The sequence below is a fragment of the Amycolatopsis sp. 195334CR genome (assembly GCF_017309385.1).
Classification (GTDB): Bacteria; Actinomycetota; Actinomycetes; order Mycobacteriales; family Pseudonocardiaceae; genus Amycolatopsis.
On the sequence record NZ_JAFJMJ010000003.1, the window covers coordinates 149,506 to 168,438 of the forward strand.

The 18,933-nt window shown below is 71.6% G+C and carries 20 protein-coding genes; 11 read left to right on the forward strand and 9 right to left on the reverse strand.

Annotated elements, in window-relative coordinates:
• Window positions 1–63 precede the first annotated feature (63 nt).
• Entirely contained in the window at window positions 64–708 is a 645-nt protein-coding gene (locus JYK18_RS37785) for a PhoU domain-containing protein (RefSeq protein ID WP_206808563.1), read from the reverse strand.
• Window positions 709–801: 93 nt separating this feature from the next.
• Here JYK18_RS37785 and JYK18_RS37790 point away from each other — a divergent pair, with 93 nt between their 5' ends.
• Window positions 802–1,761: a hypothetical protein gene (locus JYK18_RS37790; protein WP_307796243.1), complete on the forward strand. Its 960-nt coding sequence runs from the start codon at window positions 802–804 to the stop codon at window positions 1,759–1,761.
• A 46-nt stretch (window positions 1,762–1,807) separates the two neighbouring features.
• Window positions 1,808–2,305, forward strand: coding sequence for a DUF6328 family protein (locus tag JYK18_RS37795; protein ID WP_307796244.1), 498 nt, complete (start codon window positions 1,808–1,810; stop codon window positions 2,303–2,305).
• Window positions 2,306–2,309: 4 nt separating this feature from the next.
• On the opposite strand, the gene JYK18_RS37800 is transcribed toward JYK18_RS37795, so the two are convergent.
• From JYK18_RS37800 to JYK18_RS37810, 3 genes are read right to left on the reverse strand one after another with little or no spacing between them, the layout of a single operon-like run.
• Complete coding sequence (locus tag JYK18_RS37800) at window positions 2,310–2,576, reverse strand: DUF4235 domain-containing protein (protein WP_206808565.1); 267 nt, start codon at window positions 2,574–2,576, stop codon at window positions 2,310–2,312.
• Window positions 2,573–2,836, reverse strand: a complete 264-nt coding sequence (locus JYK18_RS37805) for a DUF3618 domain-containing protein (RefSeq protein WP_206808568.1) — start codon at window positions 2,834–2,836, stop codon at window positions 2,573–2,575. Before JYK18_RS37805 ends, JYK18_RS37800 begins: the two co-directional genes overlap by 4 nt.
• Entirely contained in the window at window positions 2,833–3,231 is a 399-nt protein-coding gene (locus JYK18_RS37810; RefSeq protein WP_206808570.1) for a phage holin family protein, read from the reverse strand. Before JYK18_RS37810 ends, JYK18_RS37805 begins: the two co-directional genes overlap by 4 nt.
• A 127-nt stretch (window positions 3,232–3,358) precedes the next feature.
• On the opposite strand from JYK18_RS37810, the gene JYK18_RS37815 reads away from it, so the two are divergent.
• The gene (locus JYK18_RS37815) at window positions 3,359–3,691 is read left to right on the forward strand and encodes a plasmid stabilization protein (RefSeq protein WP_206808572.1); all 333 of its coding nucleotides are present in this window, start codon (window positions 3,359–3,361) and stop codon (window positions 3,689–3,691) included.
• 82 nt (window positions 3,692–3,773) lie between these two features.
• On the opposite strand, the gene JYK18_RS37820 is transcribed toward JYK18_RS37815, so the two are convergent.
• From JYK18_RS37820 to JYK18_RS37835, 4 genes are all read right to left on the reverse strand, one after another.
• A complete protein-coding gene (locus tag JYK18_RS37820) occupies window positions 3,774–4,235 on the reverse strand; it encodes an SRPBCC family protein (RefSeq protein WP_206808574.1) in 462 nt (153 codons plus the stop codon).
• Between the two features lie 30 nt (window positions 4,236–4,265).
• Window positions 4,266–4,466 carry an MbtH family protein gene (locus JYK18_RS37825; RefSeq protein ID WP_206808577.1) on the reverse strand — a complete coding sequence of 67 codons (201 nt, stop codon included), beginning with the start codon at window positions 4,464–4,466 and terminating at the stop codon, window positions 4,266–4,268.
• 159 nt (window positions 4,467–4,625) lie between these two features.
• Window positions 4,626–4,832 carry an MbtH family NRPS accessory protein gene (locus JYK18_RS37830; RefSeq protein ID WP_206808579.1) on the reverse strand — a complete coding sequence of 69 codons (207 nt, stop codon included), beginning with the start codon at window positions 4,830–4,832 and terminating at the stop codon, window positions 4,626–4,628.
• 40 nt (window positions 4,833–4,872) lie between these two features.
• Window positions 4,873–7,623, reverse strand: a complete 2,751-nt coding sequence (locus JYK18_RS37835) for a BTAD domain-containing putative transcriptional regulator (protein ID WP_206808581.1) — start codon at window positions 7,621–7,623, stop codon at window positions 4,873–4,875.
• A 905-nt stretch (window positions 7,624–8,528) separates the two neighbouring features.
• Here JYK18_RS37835 and JYK18_RS37840 point away from each other — a divergent pair.
• Entirely contained in the window at window positions 8,529–11,333 is a 2,805-nt protein-coding gene (locus JYK18_RS37840) for a LuxR family transcriptional regulator (RefSeq protein ID WP_206808584.1), read from the forward strand.
• Window positions 11,334–11,428: 95 nt separating this feature from the next.
• Here JYK18_RS37840 and JYK18_RS37845 read toward each other — a convergent pair whose 3' ends face one another.
• Window positions 11,429–12,073: a FadR/GntR family transcriptional regulator gene (locus JYK18_RS37845; RefSeq protein WP_206809921.1), complete on the reverse strand. Its 645-nt coding sequence runs from the start codon at window positions 12,071–12,073 to the stop codon at window positions 11,429–11,431.
• Window positions 12,074–12,259: 186 nt separating this feature from the next.
• On the opposite strand from JYK18_RS37845, the gene JYK18_RS37850 reads away from it, so the two are divergent.
• The 7 genes from JYK18_RS37850 to JYK18_RS37880 all read left to right on the forward strand — a co-directional run bounded on the left by JYK18_RS37850 (window position 12,260) and on the right by JYK18_RS37880 (window position 18,854).
• Complete coding sequence (locus JYK18_RS37850) at window positions 12,260–12,964, forward strand: DUF998 domain-containing protein (protein ID WP_206808585.1); 705 nt, start codon at window positions 12,260–12,262, stop codon at window positions 12,962–12,964.
• 75 nt (window positions 12,965–13,039) lie between these two features.
• On the forward strand, window positions 13,040–13,801 hold the full coding sequence (gene fabG / locus JYK18_RS37855) for a 3-oxoacyl-ACP reductase FabG (RefSeq protein WP_206808588.1): 762 nt from the start codon (window positions 13,040–13,042) through the stop codon (window positions 13,799–13,801).
• A 5-nt stretch (window positions 13,802–13,806) separates the two neighbouring features.
• Window positions 13,807–14,259: a MaoC family dehydratase gene (locus JYK18_RS37860; protein ID WP_206808590.1), complete on the forward strand. Its 453-nt coding sequence runs from the start codon at window positions 13,807–13,809 to the stop codon at window positions 14,257–14,259.
• An 86-nt stretch (window positions 14,260–14,345) separates the two neighbouring features.
• Window positions 14,346–15,374, forward strand: a complete 1,029-nt coding sequence (locus JYK18_RS37865) for a phosphotransferase family protein (RefSeq protein WP_206808592.1) — start codon at window positions 14,346–14,348, stop codon at window positions 15,372–15,374.
• Window positions 15,375–15,376: 2 nt separating this feature from the next.
• Window positions 15,377–16,600, forward strand: coding sequence for an acyl-CoA dehydrogenase family protein (locus tag JYK18_RS37870; RefSeq protein ID WP_206809922.1), 1,224 nt, complete (start codon window positions 15,377–15,379; stop codon window positions 16,598–16,600).
• Window positions 16,597–17,775 (forward strand): acyl-CoA dehydrogenase family protein, encoded by a 1,179-nt coding sequence (locus JYK18_RS37875; RefSeq protein WP_206808599.1) that lies wholly within the window; start codon window positions 16,597–16,599, stop codon window positions 17,773–17,775. Before JYK18_RS37870 ends, JYK18_RS37875 begins: the two co-directional genes overlap by 4 nt.
• A complete protein-coding gene (locus JYK18_RS37880) occupies window positions 17,772–18,854 on the forward strand; it encodes an acyl-CoA dehydrogenase family protein (RefSeq protein ID WP_206808602.1) in 1,083 nt (360 codons plus the stop codon). The genes JYK18_RS37875 and JYK18_RS37880 overlap by 4 nt, the downstream gene beginning before the upstream one ends.
• Window positions 18,855–18,933 lie beyond the last annotated feature (79 nt).

An 18,933-nucleotide genomic window follows, 5' to 3' on the forward strand; every position in this document is an offset into this window, starting at 1 on the left:
TCGTGCTCATCGGCGTCCTCCGTGTCGTTCAGCGTCGAACCGGTGTCGAACTGGCTCAGCGGCTCAGCCAGGCAGGGCACCCGTGGTGGCGAAATCGGTCCGGCGGGCCACCGAGACCGCCTGGTCGGCGAACCGGCCGTAGAACCGGGCGAGCAGGGCCACGTTCACCGCCGCGGGCACCCCGTGGCGCCAGCCGTCACCGGTCACCTCGGCGAGCACGTGCTGTTGCAGCGCCTCGGCCTCGGCGCACGCCGCGCTCAGCTGCTCGAAGGCGGCGCACCCGGTTTCGCTGAGGAACACGCACAGGTCGTCGGCCATGCCCTCGGTGCACGCGGCGAGTTGTTCGAAGGCGGGCAGGAGGTCCTCGGGCACGGCGGGCTCGGGATGCGACCGCGCCGCTGTTTCGGCGATGTGCCTGGCGAGATCGCCCATCCGCTCCAGCCGGTCGGCGCAGTACACCGCGACCAGCACCATCCGCAGGTCCCCGGCCACCGGCGCCTGGAGCGCCAGCAACCGGTGCGCGGTGTGTTCGCACTCGGTGCGCGCGGAGTCGAGCAGCCGGTCGGTGCGGATCGCTTCGGCGGCCACCGCGGGTTCGCGCTCGAACAACGCGCGGTTCGCCAGGCGCAGTTCGGCCGCGGCCGTGGCGGACAACCGGATCAGCTGGACACCCAGGTCCTCGAGCTGCCCGTGAAAACGCTCCCGCACCCGCCTCACCTCGCCGCCGTGGGTTACCCGATCGGGGCACCGGTCAAACCGCGCGGGGTTTCGGCGGGCCCCGCGCGGGTTATCCCTGCCCTCGTGCACACCCTGGACCACGACGGGCGGCAACCGCTACCGGTGTTCCTCCCGCCGATGCAGCCGAAACCCGGCACGCTGCCCCCGGTCGCCGAGGACGAGGAATGGGCCTACGAACCCGATTGGGGCGGTCCGCGCACCCTGGTCCGGGTGCAGGACGGCCGGACCACCGTGCGGGAGCGCTCGGGCCGGGTGATCACCGACGAGTTCCCGGAACTGCGCGATCTCGGCGCCCTGCTCGGGAACACCGAGGTCCTGCTGGACGGCCAGCTGATGACCTTCGAAGCCGGCCTGCCGAACCCGGCCGCGCTGCGGCGGCGCGGCAAGCGCCGCACCCCGGTCTGGTACCTGATCTCGGACGTGCTGCACCTGGACGGCACGCCGTGCCTCGGCCTGCCGTACCTGCAACGCCGCGACCTGCTCGCCGACCTCGCCCTGCACGGGCCCGCCTGGCAGACCCCGGACCACCAGCTCGGCGGCGGGGGCGCGGCCCTGCGCTCGGCGATCGGCCGCGGCCTGCCCGGTGTGCTCGCGAAACGGCTGAAAAGCCCGTACCAGCCCGGAAAACGCAGTCCGCACTGGCTCGCGGTGACCGGGACCGGGGTGCAGGAGGTGGTGATCGGCGGCTGGCGCGCCGGCGGGGGTTCACGCGGCGGCACCTTCGGCTCGCTGCTGCTCGGCATCCCGCACGGCAGCCGGTTGCGCTACGTGGGCAACGTCGGCACCGGCTTCACCCACCGCGCGCTGGAAGTGCTGGCCGGGCGGCTGAACCGGCTCGAACGCAAGACCTCGCCGTTCCACTCGGTGCCCGAGCCGCAGGGCCGGGGTGCGCACTGGGTGCGCCCGTGCCTGGTCGGCGAGGTGGTCTTCCGCGGCTGGACGGACGCGGCCTGCCTGCGCACCCCGCGCTGGCGCGGGCTGCTGCCCGGCCGGGACCCGGGCGGTGTCGTCATCGGCGAGTGAGCCCGGCGCGGGCATGGAACCGGGCCGCACTGGGTACTACGACCGGGTGAGCAGTCAGCCGGTCGCCGAGTCGCGTGACGAACAACTGGCGCGCAACGTCAGTGAACTGCTCGGCGAACTGCGGGTGGCGCAGGCCGCCGTGCAGTTCCTCTTCGGCTTCCTGCTCTCGGTCGCCTTCACCGATCTCTTCCGCGCCGCCAACGGGTTCGAGAAGGGCCTGCACCTGGCCGCGGTCCTGCTGGCCGCCACCTCCACCGCGTTGCTGGCCGCGCCCCCGGTCTGGCACCGGATGCTGTTCCGCGAGGGCAGGCGCGAGGAAATCCTGGCCATCGGCAACAAGTCGGTGCTGGGCGGGCTGATCTGCCTCGCCGCCGCGGTCACCGCGACGGTGTCGCTGATCGCCAAGGTCATCTTCGGCTCGGTCACCATGGCGGTGATCGGCCCGGCGGTGGGCCTGCTCTTCGGCGTGCTGTGGTTCGTGGTGCCCCACCACATCCGCCGCCGGCCCGGTGCGGAACCGGCGCCGACGGCGGACGGGGAGTGAAGCGCTACTCGTCGCCGGGCCAGTCGCCGGTCGCCTTGCGGTAGCCCTCGGCCCCGGCCCGGTCGACCGCGGCCTTGACCGCGCCGAAGATGGCGCCCTGCACCGCGGCGGCGACCACCACCTCGGCCCAGCCGTACTTGGCGTCGGTGGCGTCCGGGGCGTCGTCCTCCCCGGAGACCCGGCGCCAGATCTGCTTGAACAGCATGCTGGCGGCGATCCCGCCGAGGGAACTGACCACCAGGCCGAGCGGTTTGTACAACATCTTGTTCATTTCCGGCTCCTGCGCACGATCAGCAGCACGATCAGGGCGAGCACCGCGGCGCCGCCACCGGCGACCGGCCACGGGTTGCGGCGCACCGACACCGCCGCCTGCTGAGCCTGTTCCTTGGCCCGCGCGGGCACGTTCACCTTGTGCGCCAAGGCTTCCACGGTTTCCCCGAGTTCCTGCCTGGTCAGTTCGATGTCCACCCGCGCCTGTTCGGCGTCGTGCGGGAACCCGGCTTTCTCGGCACTGCTCTTGCCGCCGCTCATGAGTGCACACTCTCCTTCAGCACCTTGACGTCGGTCCGCACGCTGGACATGGCTTCCTCCGGCACCGGCGGGGTGGCGCGCTTGAGCTGCGCGCGCCCGGCCAGCGCGGCGATCCCGGCCACCAGCAGCAGCGCCCCGGCCACGATCAGCGCGGCGGCCCAGCCCGGCAGCACCACCGCCAGGCCGAGCACCGCGGCGGCGACCAGGGTCACCACGGCGAGCACCGCGACGAACCCGGCCGCACCGGCCAGGCCGGCGCCCGCGCCCATCCTCTTGCCCTTGCGCTGGAGTTCCGCGGTGGCCAGGCGCATTTCGTCGCGGACCAGCCTGCTCAGTTGCTCGGACGCGTCCCCCACCAGCTGGGAGACCGAACGGTCGTCCTGGGTCTGGGTCATCGTTACTACCTCCCGTGACTTCCTGACCACCGGCTACCCCGGTCACCGGCCCCCCAATCAGGCTGTTTGCCCGCTCCGGTGCCGGGTACCCGGACAACCGCAGGAAACCCGACAGGGAGGCGGAGAAATGCCACAGCAAGCCTGGAGCGACAAACGAGAACGCCAGTACAAGCACATCAAATCGAGCCAGAAACAACGGGGCGCCAGCGAGGACCGCGCCGAGGAGATCGCCGCGCGCACGGTGAACAAGAACCGCGCGCAGTCGGGCGAATCCCAGCAGGCCAGCAAATCCTCCACCCGGGACGTCTCACCGCAGCACCGCGGTGGCAAGCGCTCGGGCAACCGCCAGGGCCCCGGCGGCCCGACCAAGGAACAGCTCTACAACGACGCGAAGAAGCGCAACATCAAAGGCCGGTCCACGATGACCAAAAAGGAGCTGCAGCGCGCACTCGGCCGCTAGGTCGTGAAACGCGCACTGGCGCCGCGAAAAACGAAGGTGGCTTCCGAGGGTTCCCCGGAAGCCACCTTCGTGTCCACTTGGGTCAGTTGCCGGGACGCGGCACGTCCCCGCGCCAGCCGCCGGTTTCGCGGCCCTGGTTCTCGATGAAGTCCTCGAACCGCTTCATGTCGCCCTTGATCCGGCGGTCGAGCACGCCCAGCTTGTCGCCGACGTTCTCCACGAAGCCCTCGGGATCGATGTCCAGCTGCGCGGTCACCCGCGTCCGGTTGTCGTCGATGCGGTGGAAGGTGATGACGCCCGCGTGCCGCGGCCCGTCGTCGGACCGCCACGCGACCCGCTCGTCGGGGTGCTGTTCGGTGATCGTGGCGTCGAACTCCCGTTCCGCGCCACCGATCTTCACCCGCCAGTGGGTGTGCGTGTCGTCGAGCTGCCGGACCTCCTCGACGCCTTCCATGAACTGCGGGAAGGACTCGAACTGGGTCCACTGGTTGTACGCGGTGGAAACCGGTACGCCGACTTCCACGGTCTCGGTGATCGTGCCCACCCTGTACTCCTCGATCGCGGTTGCGGTTGCTTACGCGATCCGGGTACCCGGCCTCCGGCCCGTCACACAACTGGCTTGGATGTAGTCCAGCGCGTCCTGCCGCGGGGACTCCTCCAGCACCGTGGCCCACCCCTCGGGTACCTCGACGAACGAGGGCCACAGCGAGTAGTGGCCGTTCTCGTTCAGCAGCACCACGAACCGGCCCCGGGGATCCGCGAACGGATTGCTCATCAGCGCCGACCTTCCCTGCACTCGGCTCCAGGCACCGGCCCGCCCCGACCGGCCCTGCCACCCAAGGTAGGCAGCCGGGGACGCGGGGGCAAAGGCCAACCGGGGGTTCGCTGTCCACCCGCCGGCCACCCGCCAGTAACTCGGCGTTGTCGCCGCAGGTCAGACCGCCGCCGCCGGCTCGTCGGCGAACAGCCGGTCGGTCCGCTTCGCGGTGATGAACGCGATCGCCTCGGGCCGCCAGGTGGCGGGCAGGGCCACCCGCCACCCGCGGGGCACGTCCACGAACGACGGCCACAGCGAGTGCTCCCCGCTCGCGCTCTCCAGCACCAGGTACCGCGCGTCGGGATCGTCCAGGAAGGGGTCCACACCTGCCTCCTCGGCGCACTCGGTCAGCACGCGCAACCGGTCAGGACGCGCACTTCTCCTCGGCCAGCGCCGAATCCCAGCCCACCGCGCCCCATTCCCGTGCCCGGCGCTGCTTGTCCGCGCGTTCGGACCGCGGCAACTGCGCGTAGGCCACGTCCCGGACCAGTGAGTGGCCGAAGGTGTAGGCCGCCTCGCCCGAGGCACCGGCCGGGCGCGCCCGGCGCAGGAACTCCAGTCTTTCCAGATTGCCCAGCGAGCGCGCGACCTCGGCCTGGTCGCGTTCGCCGACCGCGGCCACCACCGCCGGGGTCACCGGCTCGCCGACCACCGACGCGTCCAGCAGCACCGCCTTGTCCGCCTCGGGCAGGGTGTCCAGCCGGGCGGCGATCACGCTGTGCACCGCCTGCGGCAACGGGAGCTGGTCGCGTCCGGCGTCGGGCCAGTCGCCGCTGCGCAACCGGTCGGCCAGCACGCGGGCGTACTCCACGGCGAACAGCGGGTTGCCGCCCACCCGCGCGGCCAGCACCCGGCAGAACTCGGTCAGCGAGTCGGCGACGATCGGGTCGGTGTCCTCGGCGTCCTCGGTGCCGCCCGCCACCAGGTGCCGCAGGATGCCGGTGATCGCGTTGTCCGACAAGGGATCCATCGTCGTGGTGGTGGCGTGCCGCCGTCCCCCGCCCCAGCCGGGACGCCGCTGCAGCAGTTCCGGGCGCGCGGTGGCCACCACGAACAACGGCACCGGCGCGGCGTGGTCGGACAGCTCGTCGACGAAGTCCAGCAGTTCGTCGGTGGCCCAGTGCAGGTCCTCCAGCACCACCACGACCGGACCGGCGACCGCGATGGCTTCGACGAACCGGCACCACGCGGCCAGCAGCTGACCCGGATCGGCGGGCCGTTCCCCGAGCCCGGCCAGGCGGCACAGGTTCTCCCGCATCCAGGCGGCCGCCTCGGCGGGCACCGCGAGCCCGTCGATGGCGGCGGCGATCTTCTCCCGCACCCGCACCGCCGGATCGGTGGCGGAGAACCCGCAGTGCTCGCGGAGCACCCCGGTCAGCGCGGCGTACGGCGCACCGGCCGCGAACGGCTGGGTGTTGCCGGTCAGCACGGCGGCGATCTCCCCGCGCTCGGCGGCCTGGCTGCCGAACTCGGCCAGCAGCCTGCTCTTGCCGATCCCCGGTTCGCCCAGGAGGGTCACCAGGTGCGGCCGCCGCCAGCCGCGGACCTGGCCGAGCAGGCTGCGCAGCACCTGCAGTTCGTGGTCCCGGCCGACCAGCCTGCCCGCACCGGCCTCCGGCGTGGCGATCGACCGCGGCGCCGGCGCCACCGCCAGCGCGCCACGCCCGCCGCCGGGCACCGGGGCGTAGGTGATGGCCGCCGCGGTGGCGTGCCGGGTGGCGTCGCAGACCAGGACGTCACCGGCGGGCACCGCGTTCAGCAGTTTCGCGCAGCCGTGGATCACCGCACCGGTCACCACCGGCGGCGCGTCACAGCCCGCCGCGGCGTAGCGGACCAGCGCGCTGCCGGTCGCCACCGCCACGCCGACGCTGATCCCGGTGGCCGCGCGGCTGCCCAGTTCCGGGATCTCGTCGGCGAGGAACCGGTCGCGGATGGCCAGCGCGGCCCGCACCGCGCGCTCGGCGTCGTTCTCGTGGTTGCGCGGCACCCCGAACAACATCAGGTAGGTCGGGCCGATCGAACCGCCGGCCACCCCGTCGAACCGGCGGACCTCGCCGCCGATGATCGTGCCGATCCCGCGCATCGCCTCGTCGACGTCCTCGGGATCGGCGGTGTCCATGCCGGGGCCGAGGTGCGCGGAAACCAGTACCGCGCTGACGTTCTTGCGTTCGGCCCTGGCGTCGGCCGGGGCCGACGGCGGCATCCGCACGGCGGTGACCGGGGCCGCGGCCACCGTCTCCACCGGCTCGACCGGCTTCTCCGCCCGGGCGGGCGGTTCCGGGGAAAGCTGGCGCTGCCCGGGAATGGTGCGCGGCGCCAGCGCGGTGGCCACGCGGATCTGCCCGGCGGACACGGTCAGCGCGGCGTCCTGGTTGAGGATCATCCGCTGCAGTTCACGCAGTTCGCGGCCCGGCTCGATGCCGAGGCCGTCGACCAGCAGCGCGTAGGTGCGGCGGTAGGCGTCGAGCGCGTCGGCCTGCCTGCCGGACCGGTAGAGCGCGAGCATCAACTGCCCGCACAGCCGCTCGCGCAGCGGTTCGGCGGCGACCACCTCCTCCAGTTCGGCGATCACCTCGTGGTGGCGCCCGCAGCTCAGCTCCGCCTCGAACCGGTCCTCCAGCGCGACCAGCTTGACCTTCTCCAGCGCGGCCAGTTCCGGCCAGGCGATCCCGGTCTCGACCAGATCGGCCAGCGCGGGCCCGCGCCAGAGGCCGAGCGCCTCACGCAGGGTGCGGGCGGCCGGTTCGGCCAGCCCTTCGGCGAGTTCGGCGCGGCCGCGTTCGGCGAGGGTCTGGAAGTGGTGCAGGTCGACCGACTCGGGGTCGACGCGCAGCAGGTAACCGGGGGCGTGGGTGAGCAGCATCGGGGTGCGGCCGGGGGCGTGCGGGCGGGAGGCCAGGGTGCGGCGGATGCCGGAGACCGCGTTCTGCACCATCTTGCGCCCGGTCGAGGGCACGCCGTCGGCCCACAGCGCCTTGACCACGTGACTGGTCGGCACCACGTTGTTCGCGTGCAGCAGCAGGTAGCCCAGCACGGCCCGCTGCTTCACCCCGCTCAGTTCCACCGGCGGCCCGTCGTCCACTATCTCCAGAGAACCGAGAACGCAGAACCTCACGAACATTCACCCCGACTCCGGCCGGCCAAACTCGAAAAACTTTCACAATCGAGCGAGTCCCGGCATTCGGACCGAAATCCGCTTCCCGGACGGTCGCCGGGCCGGCGATCAATCGCTTGTGGCGATTCACCACCCACCCCGGCGGCGGAGTCGCCGCGGCGTCCTCCGCGCCCAGCCAGCGGGCCCCAGTCCCTCGACTCAGGTAACTGCTCGAGTGCACCTATAGTCACACATGAGTCACTCCACAGGTACTGCGGAACTCCACAGGTCGATCCACAGAGATGTTGGGAAGTATCCGCCGCGAGCCGCGTAACACTGTCACAGAAAGGTCGGGAACCCGTTGAACGCCAAGGAAAACGCAGGAATCGGCGGGGGCGGGCGAAGATCGGCCGCGGCCGCGCGGCACCACAGTGGATGATCACGAACGGTAGTTTCCGCGCACGGGCGGTGACCTGCCCGTGGAGCTGCGGACCACCCGGGGCGCCCCCGGTGGCGCCCTGGGTGAGGCAACCTTAAGTGCATGTTAATTCGCCACACGGGCTCACCGGCTCGCCTAAGATACAGATTGCCCAAACCGGTCCGGTCGCGCAGTTCGGCCCGTCAGCGGGAGGTGTCCATTAATGCGCTCTAACGCGAAACACGCACGCAACACAGTGAACACCGTCGCCCCCGATCTCGCAGCTTCGCCGGCGAGAATCACACTTTCCGCCGCCTTCGTCCGATCTGCGCACTCCGCGTACCGAAGCCACCGGGGCCTGCCTCACCCGGACGGCGGTATCCGGCGAAAACCGGCAGACTGAGCGCCGCACCGGCCCGGCCGGCGCACGCCTTGACAGTCATCCGGACGCGGTGACATGGTCCATCACGAACCTGTCGGACAGCCGGACAGGACGCGGGAGGTAACCGTGGAGGGTTCCACCCAGCACGCGCCGCGGCTTCGCGGGCGCACCGAACAGCTCTGCGCGCTCGGCCACCACCTCGACGCGGTGGCCGGCGGCCGCCCGGGCATCCTCAACCTGACCGGGACGGTCGGATCGGGCAAAACCGCCCTGCTCACCGCGGCCACCGCCGACGCGTGCGCGCGCGGCTTCCGCGTGCTGACCGCCCGCTCCGCCCGGCTGGAACGCGACTTCGTCTTCGGCGTGGTCCGGCAGTTGCTGGAGAGCACGGTGTTCGAGGCGGCGCCCGCCGACCGCGAGCGCCTGCTCGGCGGGCCCGCCGCGTTCGCCGTCGAGGTGCTGGAGGCCGGCCCGTCGGCCACCGCGGTGGACCTGCACTCCACCTTCCACTCCCTGTGGCACCTGTCGCGGTTCCTCGCCGAGGGATCCCCGCTGCTGCTGGTGATCGACGACGTGCACTTCGCCGACTCGCTGTCCACCCAATGGCTCGACTACGTCTCGCGCCGCCTGTCCGGGCAGCGCATCGGCATCCTCACCGCCAGTGCCGCCGACCCCGGCCCGTTCGGCAAGGCACCCGGGGTCACCGGGGCGCGGCAGCTGGAGATCGGCGGCTTGGACACCGCCGCGATCACCGAGATCGTCACCGACACGCTCGGCGAGGACGTCTCCCCCGAGTTCGTGCGCACCTGCCACACCGTGACCGCGGGCAACCCGGCCCTGCTCGAAGGCCTGCTCCGGTCGTGCCACGGCGCTCGCGGCGAGCGGCTGGACCCGTCCCGGTTCGGCGCGCAGGAGCTGGCCACCACCGTCTACCACCGGCTGGAGCAGGAGGACACCGCGCTGGTGGCGCTGGCGCAGGCGATCGCCGCGCTGGAGGGCACCGACACCGATCTCGAACTGGCGGCGGCGGTGGCCGGGCTGCCCGCGTCGGCCACCTTCTGGGCCGCGCGGCGGCTGCGCGAGATGAGCCTGCTCGCCGAGACCGAGGCGCTGACCTTCACCGAACGCGGGATCCAGGCCGCGATCGCCTGCCGGCTGACCCCGCAGGACCTGCACACCGCGCACGCCAAGGCCGCGCGCTTCCTCAACGGCGTGCACGCGCCGTGCGCCAGGGTCGCCGCGCACCTGCAGGAAACCCGGCAGGTGGGCCAGGACTGGGCGGTGCACACGCTGCTCAACGCCGCCCGCGAGGCGATCGCCGACGGCGACCCGAACACCGCGGTGGTGCACCTGCGCCGCGTGCTGCACGAACCGCTTTCCCCCGAGCAGCGCAACGAGGTGCTGTTCGAACTGGGGTCCGCCGAGATCCACGCCGATCCGCCCGCGGCCGTGCACCACCTGTCCATGGTGGAGTCCGAGGCGGCCGATCCCCGGCGGCAGGCCGCGATCGCCGCGTTGCTGGCCGGCGCACTGTCCGAATGCGACAGGTTCCGCGAGTCGCTGAACGTGCTGCAGCACGCGGTCGACCGGCTCGACCCGGCGCACCCGGAACTGGCCTCGGAACTGGAAACCGAGATCCTCTACCTCTCGCGCCACGATCCGCACACCGCGACCACGGTGCCGCAGCGGCTGGCGAACCTGAGGCGCCGCAACAGTTCCACCCCGCAGGCGCGGCGGCGGCTCAACGCCTTCGTGGCCGAGCACGGCGCGGTGGCGCTGGACCACATGTCGGCCGCGGCCCTGCGCAGGCTGGCGCTGGACTCGACACCGCCCGGCCCGCTGAACGACCTCGGCGAGCTGCGCGCGTTCGGCGCGGTGGTCGGCGCACTGTCCAATTTGGAGGAATACGACCTCGCGCTGCAGATCTGCGAGGAGGTGCTGGACGACCGCAGGCGCAGCCTGCCGCTGGCCACCGGGCTGGCCAGCGCGTACTGCGCGGACATCCGGTACCAGGTCGGCCAGCTCACCGCGGCCCGGTCCGACGCGCAGACCGCGCGCGACAAGCTGGAGGCCTTCGAGATCCGCCGCGGCATCATCCCGGCGCTGCTCGACGGCACCGAGATGCGGCTGGCCGCGGTGCAGCACGACACCGAGGCCGCCGAACGCCTGCTGGCGCGGCACCGGCACATCGCCAAGTCGACCTACCTGCGCACCTGCATGGCGTTGCACGGGCGCGGGCTGCTGCACGCGTCGCTGGGCAACCACACCGCCGCGCTGAACGACCAGCTCGACTGCGGGCGGCGGCTGGAGCGGTTCGGCTACGTCGACCACCCGCAGATCCCGTGGCGCGTCCCGGCGGCGCTGGCGCAGTTCCAGCTGGGCAACCACGAAGAGGCGATCCTGCTGGCGAAGACGCAGCTCGCCTTCGCCAGGAAGCGCGGCCTGCCGCGGACGCTCGGCATCGCACTGCACACCGCGGCCACGGTGACCGAGGGCGCGCGCTCGATCGACCTGCTGACCGAGGCCGTCGACGTGCTGGGCCGGTCGCAGGCGAAGCTGGAGTTCGCGCAGGCGCAGGCGGAACTGGCGGTGCGGCTCGGCGGCAGCGGCGGGCACGAGCAGGCTGCCACCATGCTGAACCAGGCCATGTCCACCGCCACCAGCTGCGGCGCGATCGCGCTGGCCGGGCGGATCCACCGGCAGCTGCACTCCCCCGCCGCGGCGCAGCCGCAGGTGCTCACCCGGCGCGAGCACAACATCGCCACCCTGGCGGCGCAGGGCAAGAGCAACCCGGAGATCGCGCAGGCGCTGGTGCTGTCGCGGCGCACCATCGAGTTCCACCTGACGAACATCTACCGCAAGCTCGGCATCTCCCGCCGCAACCAGCTGACCCAGTCACTGGTCGGCTCCACCACCCCGACGGCCTTCTGACCCCGCCGCCGCGATTGCTATGAGTGGGGCATTACTTGCATTCAACGCTAGTAATGCCCCATTCATAGCAATCGCGGCGGCCGCGGCGCGGCCGATCAGCCGGGCGCGACGATCGTGGTCAGGGTCTTCTCCACCTGCTCCAGGTGCGTGGTCATGGCGGCGGTGGCGGCTTCCGGTGCCGCCTCCCGGATCGCGGTGACCAGCGCCTCGTGCTCCCGGTTCGACCGCTCCCGCCGGTCCCCCAGCTTGTTCAGGAAGAACGACTGCTGCCGCAGCGCGTCCCTGATCTCCTCGATCACCTTCGCGAACACCGGGTTCCCGGACGCCTGCGCCACGCTGATGTGGAACAGCGTGTCCAGCGCGACCCACGCCAGGTCGTCGGTCTCGTGCCGCATGCGCTCGGTCAGCTCCGCGAGCCGGTCCAGGTCGTCGGGGCCGCGGCGCACCGCGGCGAACCCGGCCACCGGGATCTCCACGTGCCGCCGCACCTCCAGCAGGTCCCGCGCCGAGTACGAGCCGAAGATCGGGTTCTGCGCCGCCCCCGCCGACTGCACGTAGGTGCCCTTGCCGGTGCGCGACACGGTCAGCCCCAGTGCCGCCGCCGCGCGCAGCGCCTCCCGGATCACCGACCGGCTGACCCCGAACGACTGGGCCAGCGCCGCCTCGGCCGGGAGCTTGTCCCCCACCCCGTACTCACCGCGCTCGATGGCCCCGCGGATCTCGCCGAGCACGGCTTCCATCGCGGTCACCCGGCGCGGCGGGACCGCGCCTGTCCGCCTGTCTGACAGGCTCATGGCGATACAAGTTGACACACCCGCCCACCGGCGTCAAGCAGCATCTCGACAGCTTGTTCTCAGGATTTCGTCATGTTCGGTCCATAACCTCGAAACCGGACATACGAAACACCGAGCGCGCCGAGGAGTTCCATGACGCCGCCCGCCCGTACCTCACCCGCCGACGCCGTCGCGGGCTTCGCCGCGCTGGCCACCGGCGTGGTGCTGGTCGCCCTGCTGCACGTGCTGCCCGGTACCGCGGACATCAGCCCGGTCCGCCGCACCATCAGCCAGTACGCGCTCACCGACAGCCGGTGGATCTTCGACCTCGGCCTGGTGCTGGTGGCGATCGGCTCGGCGCTGCTGTTCTACGCGCTGATCCGGCGGGGCCTGATCGAGCGGTTCTCCGCGGCGAGCGTGTTCGGCGCGCTGTGGACGGCGAGCCTGGTGCTGATCGTGGCGTTCCCCAAGACGAACTGGGCGATCGGCCCGAGCATCGGCGGCACGATCCACCGCTACGCCAGCGTGGTCGCCTTCGTCGCGCTGCCGCTGGCGGTGATCTTCGGTGCCCGCGCGGTCTTCCGCGACTCCCCCGTCGCCCGCCGGCTCGCGGTGTTCTTCGGCATCACCTCGCTGATGTGGTTCGGGCTGATCCTGCTCGGTGTGGTGAACATGCTGGCCGGCGGCGAGGCCTGGTGGACCTTCGTGCCGCTGGGCCTGGTGGAACGGCTGATGGCGCTGAACGAGATGTTCGCCATCGCCGCGCTCGGCTTCGGCGCGCTGCGGGCGCGGCAGCCGGTCACCGAGCGCATGACGCAGGTCACACCCGAGGGCGAACCCGCGGTAGTAACTTCCTAAGCGCTTGCTTAGCGCGGCGGCCGGGCGCATGCTCGAAGCCGTCGCGCTTTCGTACTCGCTCGTAGGAGGAAACCAGTGACCCAGTCCCCTTCCCGTGTCGCGATCGTCACCGGCGCCGGTCGTGGTATCGGCGCGGCGGTCGCCGCCCGGCTGGCCGCGGACGGATTCGCCGTCGGGCTGCTGGACCTGGACGCCGACGCCGTCGCGAAGGGCGCCGAGACGCTGACCGCGGCCGGTGGCCGCGCGGTCGGGGTGAGCCTCGACGTCAGCGACGCCGAGCAGGCCGAGCGCGCGGTCGAGCGGGTGGCCGCCGAACTCGGCCCGCCGACCGTGCTGGTCAACAACGCCGGCATCACCAGGGACAACCTGCTGTTCAAGATGACTGACCAGGACTGGGACTCGGTCATCGGGGTGCACCTGCGCGGCTCGTTCCTGATGACCCGCGCGGCCCAGAAGCACATGACCGAGCAGGGCTGGGGCCGGATCGTGAACCTGTCGAGCACCTCGGCGCTGGGCAACCGCGGCCAGGTCAACTACTCCGCGGCCAAGGCCGGCCTGCAGGGCTTCACCAAGACGCTGGCGATCGAGCTGGGCAAGTTCGGCGTCACCGCGAACGCGATCGCGCCGGGCTTCATCGCCACCGACATGACCGCGGCCACCGCCGAGCGGGTGGGCATGTCCTTCGAGGACTTCAAGAAGGCCGCCGCCGAGCAGATCCCGGTGCGCCGGGTCGGTGAGCCCGCCGACATCGCCAACCTGGTCGCGTTCCTGGTCGGTGACGGCGCCGGGTTCATCTCCGGCCAGGTCATCTACGTCGCCGGCGGACCGAAGGACTGAGGCCGATGCGCACCTTCCCCGACGTCGACGCCTTCGAAGCGGCCATCGGCGAGCACCTCGGCCACAGCGACTGGACCACCATCACCCAGGAGCAGGTCCAGCAGTTCGCCGACGCCACCGGCGACCACCAGTGGATCCACCTGGACGCCGAACGGGCCGCGGCCGGGCCGTTCGGCGGCACCATCGCGCACGGTTACCTGACGCTGTCGCTGATCCCGAAGTTCGGGCAGGGCATCTACCGGGTCGAGAACCTGTCCATGGGCATCAACTACGGCCTGAACAAGGTGCGGTTCCCGCAGCCGGTCCGGGTCGGCGCCAAGGTGCGCGCCGGCGCGGAACTGGTCGAGGTGACCGACGTGCCCGGCGGCAAGCAGGCCGTGGTGCGGTGGACCATCGAGATCGACGGCGAGGCGAAACCCGCCTGCGTGGCCGAGACCGTGGCCAGGCTGATCCGCTGAGCACACGGCGGCGGCCCCACCCGGCTGTACCCCATACCGACTAGTCGGTATGCTATCCGGACCGGACCGAGGCGACAGGAGAGCAGATGGCCACCCGCGAAGACCTGCCCGGACTCGATCTCGAGCGCCTGCGCGCGCACGTGGACGAGGTGCGGCCCGGACTGCTGTCGGGCCCGTTGCACGGCACCGTGGTCGAGGGCGGCCGGTCCAACCTCACCTACGTGGTCGGTGACGGCACCGGGCAGTGGGTGGTCCGCCGCCCGCCGCTGGGGCACGTGCTGCCCACCGCGCACGACATGGCGCGCGAGCACCGGGTGATCACCGCGCTGCACCCGACCCCGGTGCCGGTGCCGGAAACCCTGTTGCTGTGCCAGGACACCGAGGTGCTCGGCGCGCCGTTCTACCTGATGGAGTTCGTCGCGGGCACGCCGTACCGCTCCCGCGAGGAGATGGTCGGACTCGGTGAGCGGCGCACCCGCGACATCGCGCTCGCGCTGGTGGACACCCTGGTCGAGTTGCACGCGGTGGACCCGGCTTCGGTGGGGCTGGGCGATTTCGGCCGCCCGGACGGCTTCCTGGAGCGGCAGCTGCGGCGGTGGAAGAAGCAGCTGGATGGTTCGCGCAGCCGGGAGGTCCCCGGGATCGACCGGCTGCACGACCGGCTGGCCGCCGCGGTGCCGGTTTCGCCGTCCCCGACGGTGATCCACGGCGACTACCGGCTGGACAACGTGCTCGTCGGGAGCGACGACCGGATCAACGCGGTGCTGGACTGGGAGATGTCCACCCTCGGCGACCCGCTCACCGACGTCGCGCTGCTGCTGGCCTACGCCGAACGGGACGCGGTGAACCTCGGTTTTGTCTCCAGCGCCACCTCGGCGCCCGGGTACCCGACCTCGGACGAGGTGGTCTCCCGCTACGCCGAGCGCTCCGGCCGGGACGTGGCGAAGCTGAACTGGTACGTCGGCTTCGCCTTCTTCAAGCTCGCGGTGATCCTCGAAGGCATCTACTTCCGCTTCACCCAGGGGAAAACGGTCGGCGAGGGGTTCGAGAAGGTCGGGGCCGGGGTGGCTCCGCTGGTCGCACACGGCAACGAGATTCTCAAAGAGGAGAAGTGACGATGGAATTCGCCTACGACGCGAAGACCGAGGAACTCCGCGAGCGGCTGCTGTCCTTCATGGACGAGCACGTCTACCCGGCCGAGGCGGTGTTCGAGGAGCAGCTCGAGGAACGCGACAGCGAGTGGACCAGCGTGCCGGTCGTCGAGGAGCTCAAGGCCGAGGCGCGCCGGCGCGGGCTGTGGAACTTCTTCCTGCCCGGCGAGCACGGCGGTGGCCTGACCAACCTCCAGTACGCGCCGCTGGCCGAGATCACCGGGCACAGCCCGCGCCTGGCACCCGCCGCGCTGAACTGCGCCGCGCCGGACACCGGGAACATGGAGGTGCTGGCCATGTTCGGCACCGAGCAGCAGCGCAAGCAGTGGCTGCAGCCGTTGCTGGACGGGGAGATCCGCTCGGCGTTCGCGATGACCGAGCCGGACGTGGCCTCCTCCGACGCGCGCAACATCTCCACCCGGATCGAGCGCGACGGCGACGAGTACGTGCTCAACGGCCGCAAGTGGTTCATCTCCGGCGCGATGAACCCGAACTGCCAGATCTTCATCGTGATGGGCAAAACCGATCCGGACGCGCCCGCGCACCGGCAGCAGAGCATGATCCTGGTCCCCCGCGACACCCCCGGCATGACGGTCAAGCGCGGGATGAAGGTGTTCGGCTACAGCGACGGCGACCACGGCGGGCACGCCGAGGTCGTGTTCGAGAACTGCCGGGTGCCCGCGGAGAACCTGCTCACCGAGGAGGGCAGCGGGTTCGCCATCGCCCAGGCGCGGCTCGGCCCCGGCCGGATCCACCACTGCATGCGGTTGATCGGCATGGCCGAGCGGGCGCTGAAGCTCATGTGCGAGCGAACGCTGTCGCGGTCCGCCTTCGGCAAGCCGATCGCCGAGCAGGGCGTGGTGCAGGACTGGATCGCCGAGTCGCGGGTGCGCATCGAGCAGCTGCGGCTGCTGGTGCTCAAAACCGCATGGCTGATGGACACCGTGGGCAACCAGGGCGCGCACACCGAGATCCAGTCGATCAAGATCGCCACCCCGGCCTCGGTGGAGTGGATCATCGACAAGGCCATCCAGGCCCACGGCGCGGGCGGGGTCAGCCAGGACTTCCCGCTGGCCGAGCTGTGGATGTCCGCGCGCATGCTGCGACTGGCCGACGGCCCCGACGAGGTGCACAAGCGCTCGCTGGCGCACCGCGAACTCAAGCAGTACCGGACGGAGCGTGCGAAATGACGGTCACCGCCGACGAACTGCGTGAGCGGACGAAGAAGCTGCTCGCCGAGCACGGTTTCGCCGACCGGCTCGCCTTCCTGCGGGCCCGGTTCGACGCCGGGCTGGCCTGGGTGCACTTCCCCGAAGGCCTCGGCGGGCTGGACGCGCCGCGGGCGCTCCAGTCCGTTGTGGACGCCGAACTGGCGGCCGCGGGCGCCCCGGACAACGACCCCCGGCGCATCGGCATCGGCCTCGGCATGGCCGCGCCGACCATCCTGCGCTTCGGCACCGCCGAGCAGCACCAGCGCTACCTTCGTCCACTGTGGACCGGCGAGGAGGTGTGGTGCCAGCTGTTCTCCGAACCGGGCGCGGGTTCGGACCTGGCGGCGCTGGGCACTCGCGCGGTGCGAGACGGGGACGACTGGGTGGTGACCGGGCAGAAGGTGTGGACCTCCAGCGCGCACACCGCGCGGTTCGCCATCCTGGTCACCCGCAGCAATCCGGACGTGCCCAAGCACCAGGGCATGACCTACTTCATCTGCGACATGCACGCGCCCGGCGTGGAGGTCCGGCCGCTGCGCCAGATCACCGGCGAGGCGGAGTTCAACGAGGTTTTCCTGACCGGGGTGCGCATCCCGGACGCGAACCGGCTCGGTGAGGTCGGCGATGGCTGGCGCGTCGCGCAGACCACGCTGATGAACGAGCGGGTGGCCATCGGCGGGCACGCGCTCCCGCGCGAGGGCGGCATGATCGGCATCGTGGCGAAGTTGTGGCGGGACCGGCCGGAGCTGCGCACGCCGGAACTGCACGACCGGCTGCTCCGGCTGTGGGTGCGTGCCGAGGGCGTGCGGCTGGCCGGGACGCGGCTGCGCCAGCAGCTGGCGGCGGGCTCCCCCGGTCCGGAGGGCTCGGGCATGAAGCTCGCCTTCTCCAGCCTGAACCAGGAGATTTCCGGGCTGGAGCTGGAACTGCTCGGCGAAGCGGGACTGCACTACGACGACTGGACCATGCGCCGTCCGGACAAAGTGGACTTCACCGGCCGTGAGGCGGGGTACCGCTACCTGCGCGCCAAGGGGAACTCGATCGAGGGCGGCACCTCGGAGATCCTGCGCAACATCATCTCGGAGCGGGTGCTCGGGCTGCCGTCCGAGCCGCGCGTGGACAAGGACGTCGCCTGGAAGGACCTGCCCCGATGACCGCGGACCTGTTGTACTCCGACGTCGAGGACGATCTGCGGGCCAGTGTGCGGTCGCTGCTCACCGACCACTGCGAGCCCGCCGCGTTGCTGAAGCGGGCCGAAAGCGCCGAACCGTACGACCTGAAGCTGTGGCGCGCGCTGGCCGGGGATCTCGGGGCCGCCGGGCTCCAGGTTCCCGAGGACCGCGGCGGGCACGGCGCGTCGGCGCGGGAAGTCGCGCTGGTGCTGGAAGAACTGGGCCGCAGTGTGGCGCCGGTGCCGTTCCTCGGCAGCGCGGTGCTGGCCACCAACGCGCTGCTCGCCAGCGGCACCGACCACGAACTGCTGGGCAAGCTCGCCTCGGGCGCCGCGACCGCCGTGCTGGCCGTGCCGCTGTCCAGTGGTCCCGGCGGGTTCGAGTCCACTGTGGAGGTTGCGGACGGGGTGCTGACCGGCCGCGTGGGCACGGTCGCCGACGCTTCGGTGGCGGACTACCTGGTGGTGCCCGCCGGTGACGGGCTCTACGTGGTGGAGTCCGGGTTCACCGTGACGGAGCTGGTTTCGCTGGACCTGACCCGGCGCGTGGCGGACGTGACGCTGTCCGGTGCCCAGGGCACGCCGATCGCCACCGACGCGGCGGCGGCCGAAGCGCTGACCGCGGCGCTGACCGCCGGGGCCGCGCTGCTGGCCTCGGAACAGCTGGGGCTGGCGGAGTGGTGCCTCGAGGAAACGGTGCGGTACCTGAAGGGGCGCTACCAGTTCGGCAGGCCGGTCGGCTCGTTCCAGGCGCTGAAGCACCGGCTGGCGGACGTGTGGCTGGACCTGGTCTCGGCCCGCGCCGCGGCGCGGTACGCGGCCGACTGCCTGGCACGCGGGGACGAGGACCTGCCGGTGGCCGCGGCGGTGGCGCAGGCGCTGTGCTCGGAGGTCGCGGTGCACGCGGCGGAGGAGTGCGTCCAGTTGCACGCGGGGATCGGGATGACCTGGGAGCACCCGGCGCACCTGTACCTGAAGCGGGCGAAGGCGAACCAGCTCGCCCTGGGCACCGCCGGGCGGCACCGGGCCGCGCTCGCCACCCTGCTGGAGCTCCCCGCCTGAGACCGAGCAACCGGGTGGAGCCCGGCTGGCGGTGGGTTTTGTCGGTGGCGGGTGGTACTGGTGAGGCAGGTGATTCGCC

Coding starts and splice junctions, on each gene's coding strand:
- JYK18_RS37865 (WP_206808592.1), top strand. CDS start 14,346: ATGGCCACCCGCGAAGACCTGCCCGGACTCGATCTCGAGCGCCTGCGC.
- JYK18_RS37860 (WP_206808590.1), top strand. CDS start 13,807: ATGCGCACCTTCCCCGACGTCGACGCCTTCGAAGCGGCCATCGGCGAG.
- JYK18_RS37805 (WP_206808568.1), bottom strand. CDS start 2,836: ATGAGCGGCGGCAAGAGCAGTGCCGAGAAAGCCGGGTTCCCGCACGAC.
- JYK18_RS37800 (WP_206808565.1), bottom strand. CDS start 2,576: ATGAACAAGATGTTGTACAAACCGCTCGGCCTGGTGGTCAGTTCCCTC.
- JYK18_RS37880 (WP_206808602.1), top strand. CDS start 17,772: ATGACCGCGGACCTGTTGTACTCCGACGTCGAGGACGATCTGCGGGCC.
- JYK18_RS37825 (WP_206808577.1), bottom strand. CDS start 4,466: ATGAGCAATCCGTTCGCGGATCCCCGGGGCCGGTTCGTGGTGCTGCTG.
- JYK18_RS37810 (WP_206808570.1), bottom strand. CDS start 3,231: ATGACCCAGACCCAGGACGACCGTTCGGTCTCCCAGCTGGTGGGGGAC.
- JYK18_RS37850 (WP_206808585.1), top strand. CDS start 12,260: ATGACGCCGCCCGCCCGTACCTCACCCGCCGACGCCGTCGCGGGCTTC.
- JYK18_RS37845 (WP_206809921.1), bottom strand. CDS start 12,073: ATGGAAGCCGTGCTCGGCGAGATCCGCGGGGCCATCGAGCGCGGTGAG.
- JYK18_RS37815 (WP_206808572.1), top strand. CDS start 3,359: ATGCCACAGCAAGCCTGGAGCGACAAACGAGAACGCCAGTACAAGCAC.
- JYK18_RS37875 (WP_206808599.1), top strand. CDS start 16,597: ATGACGGTCACCGCCGACGAACTGCGTGAGCGGACGAAGAAGCTGCTC.
- JYK18_RS37870 (WP_206809922.1), top strand. CDS start 15,377: ATGGAATTCGCCTACGACGCGAAGACCGAGGAACTCCGCGAGCGGCTG.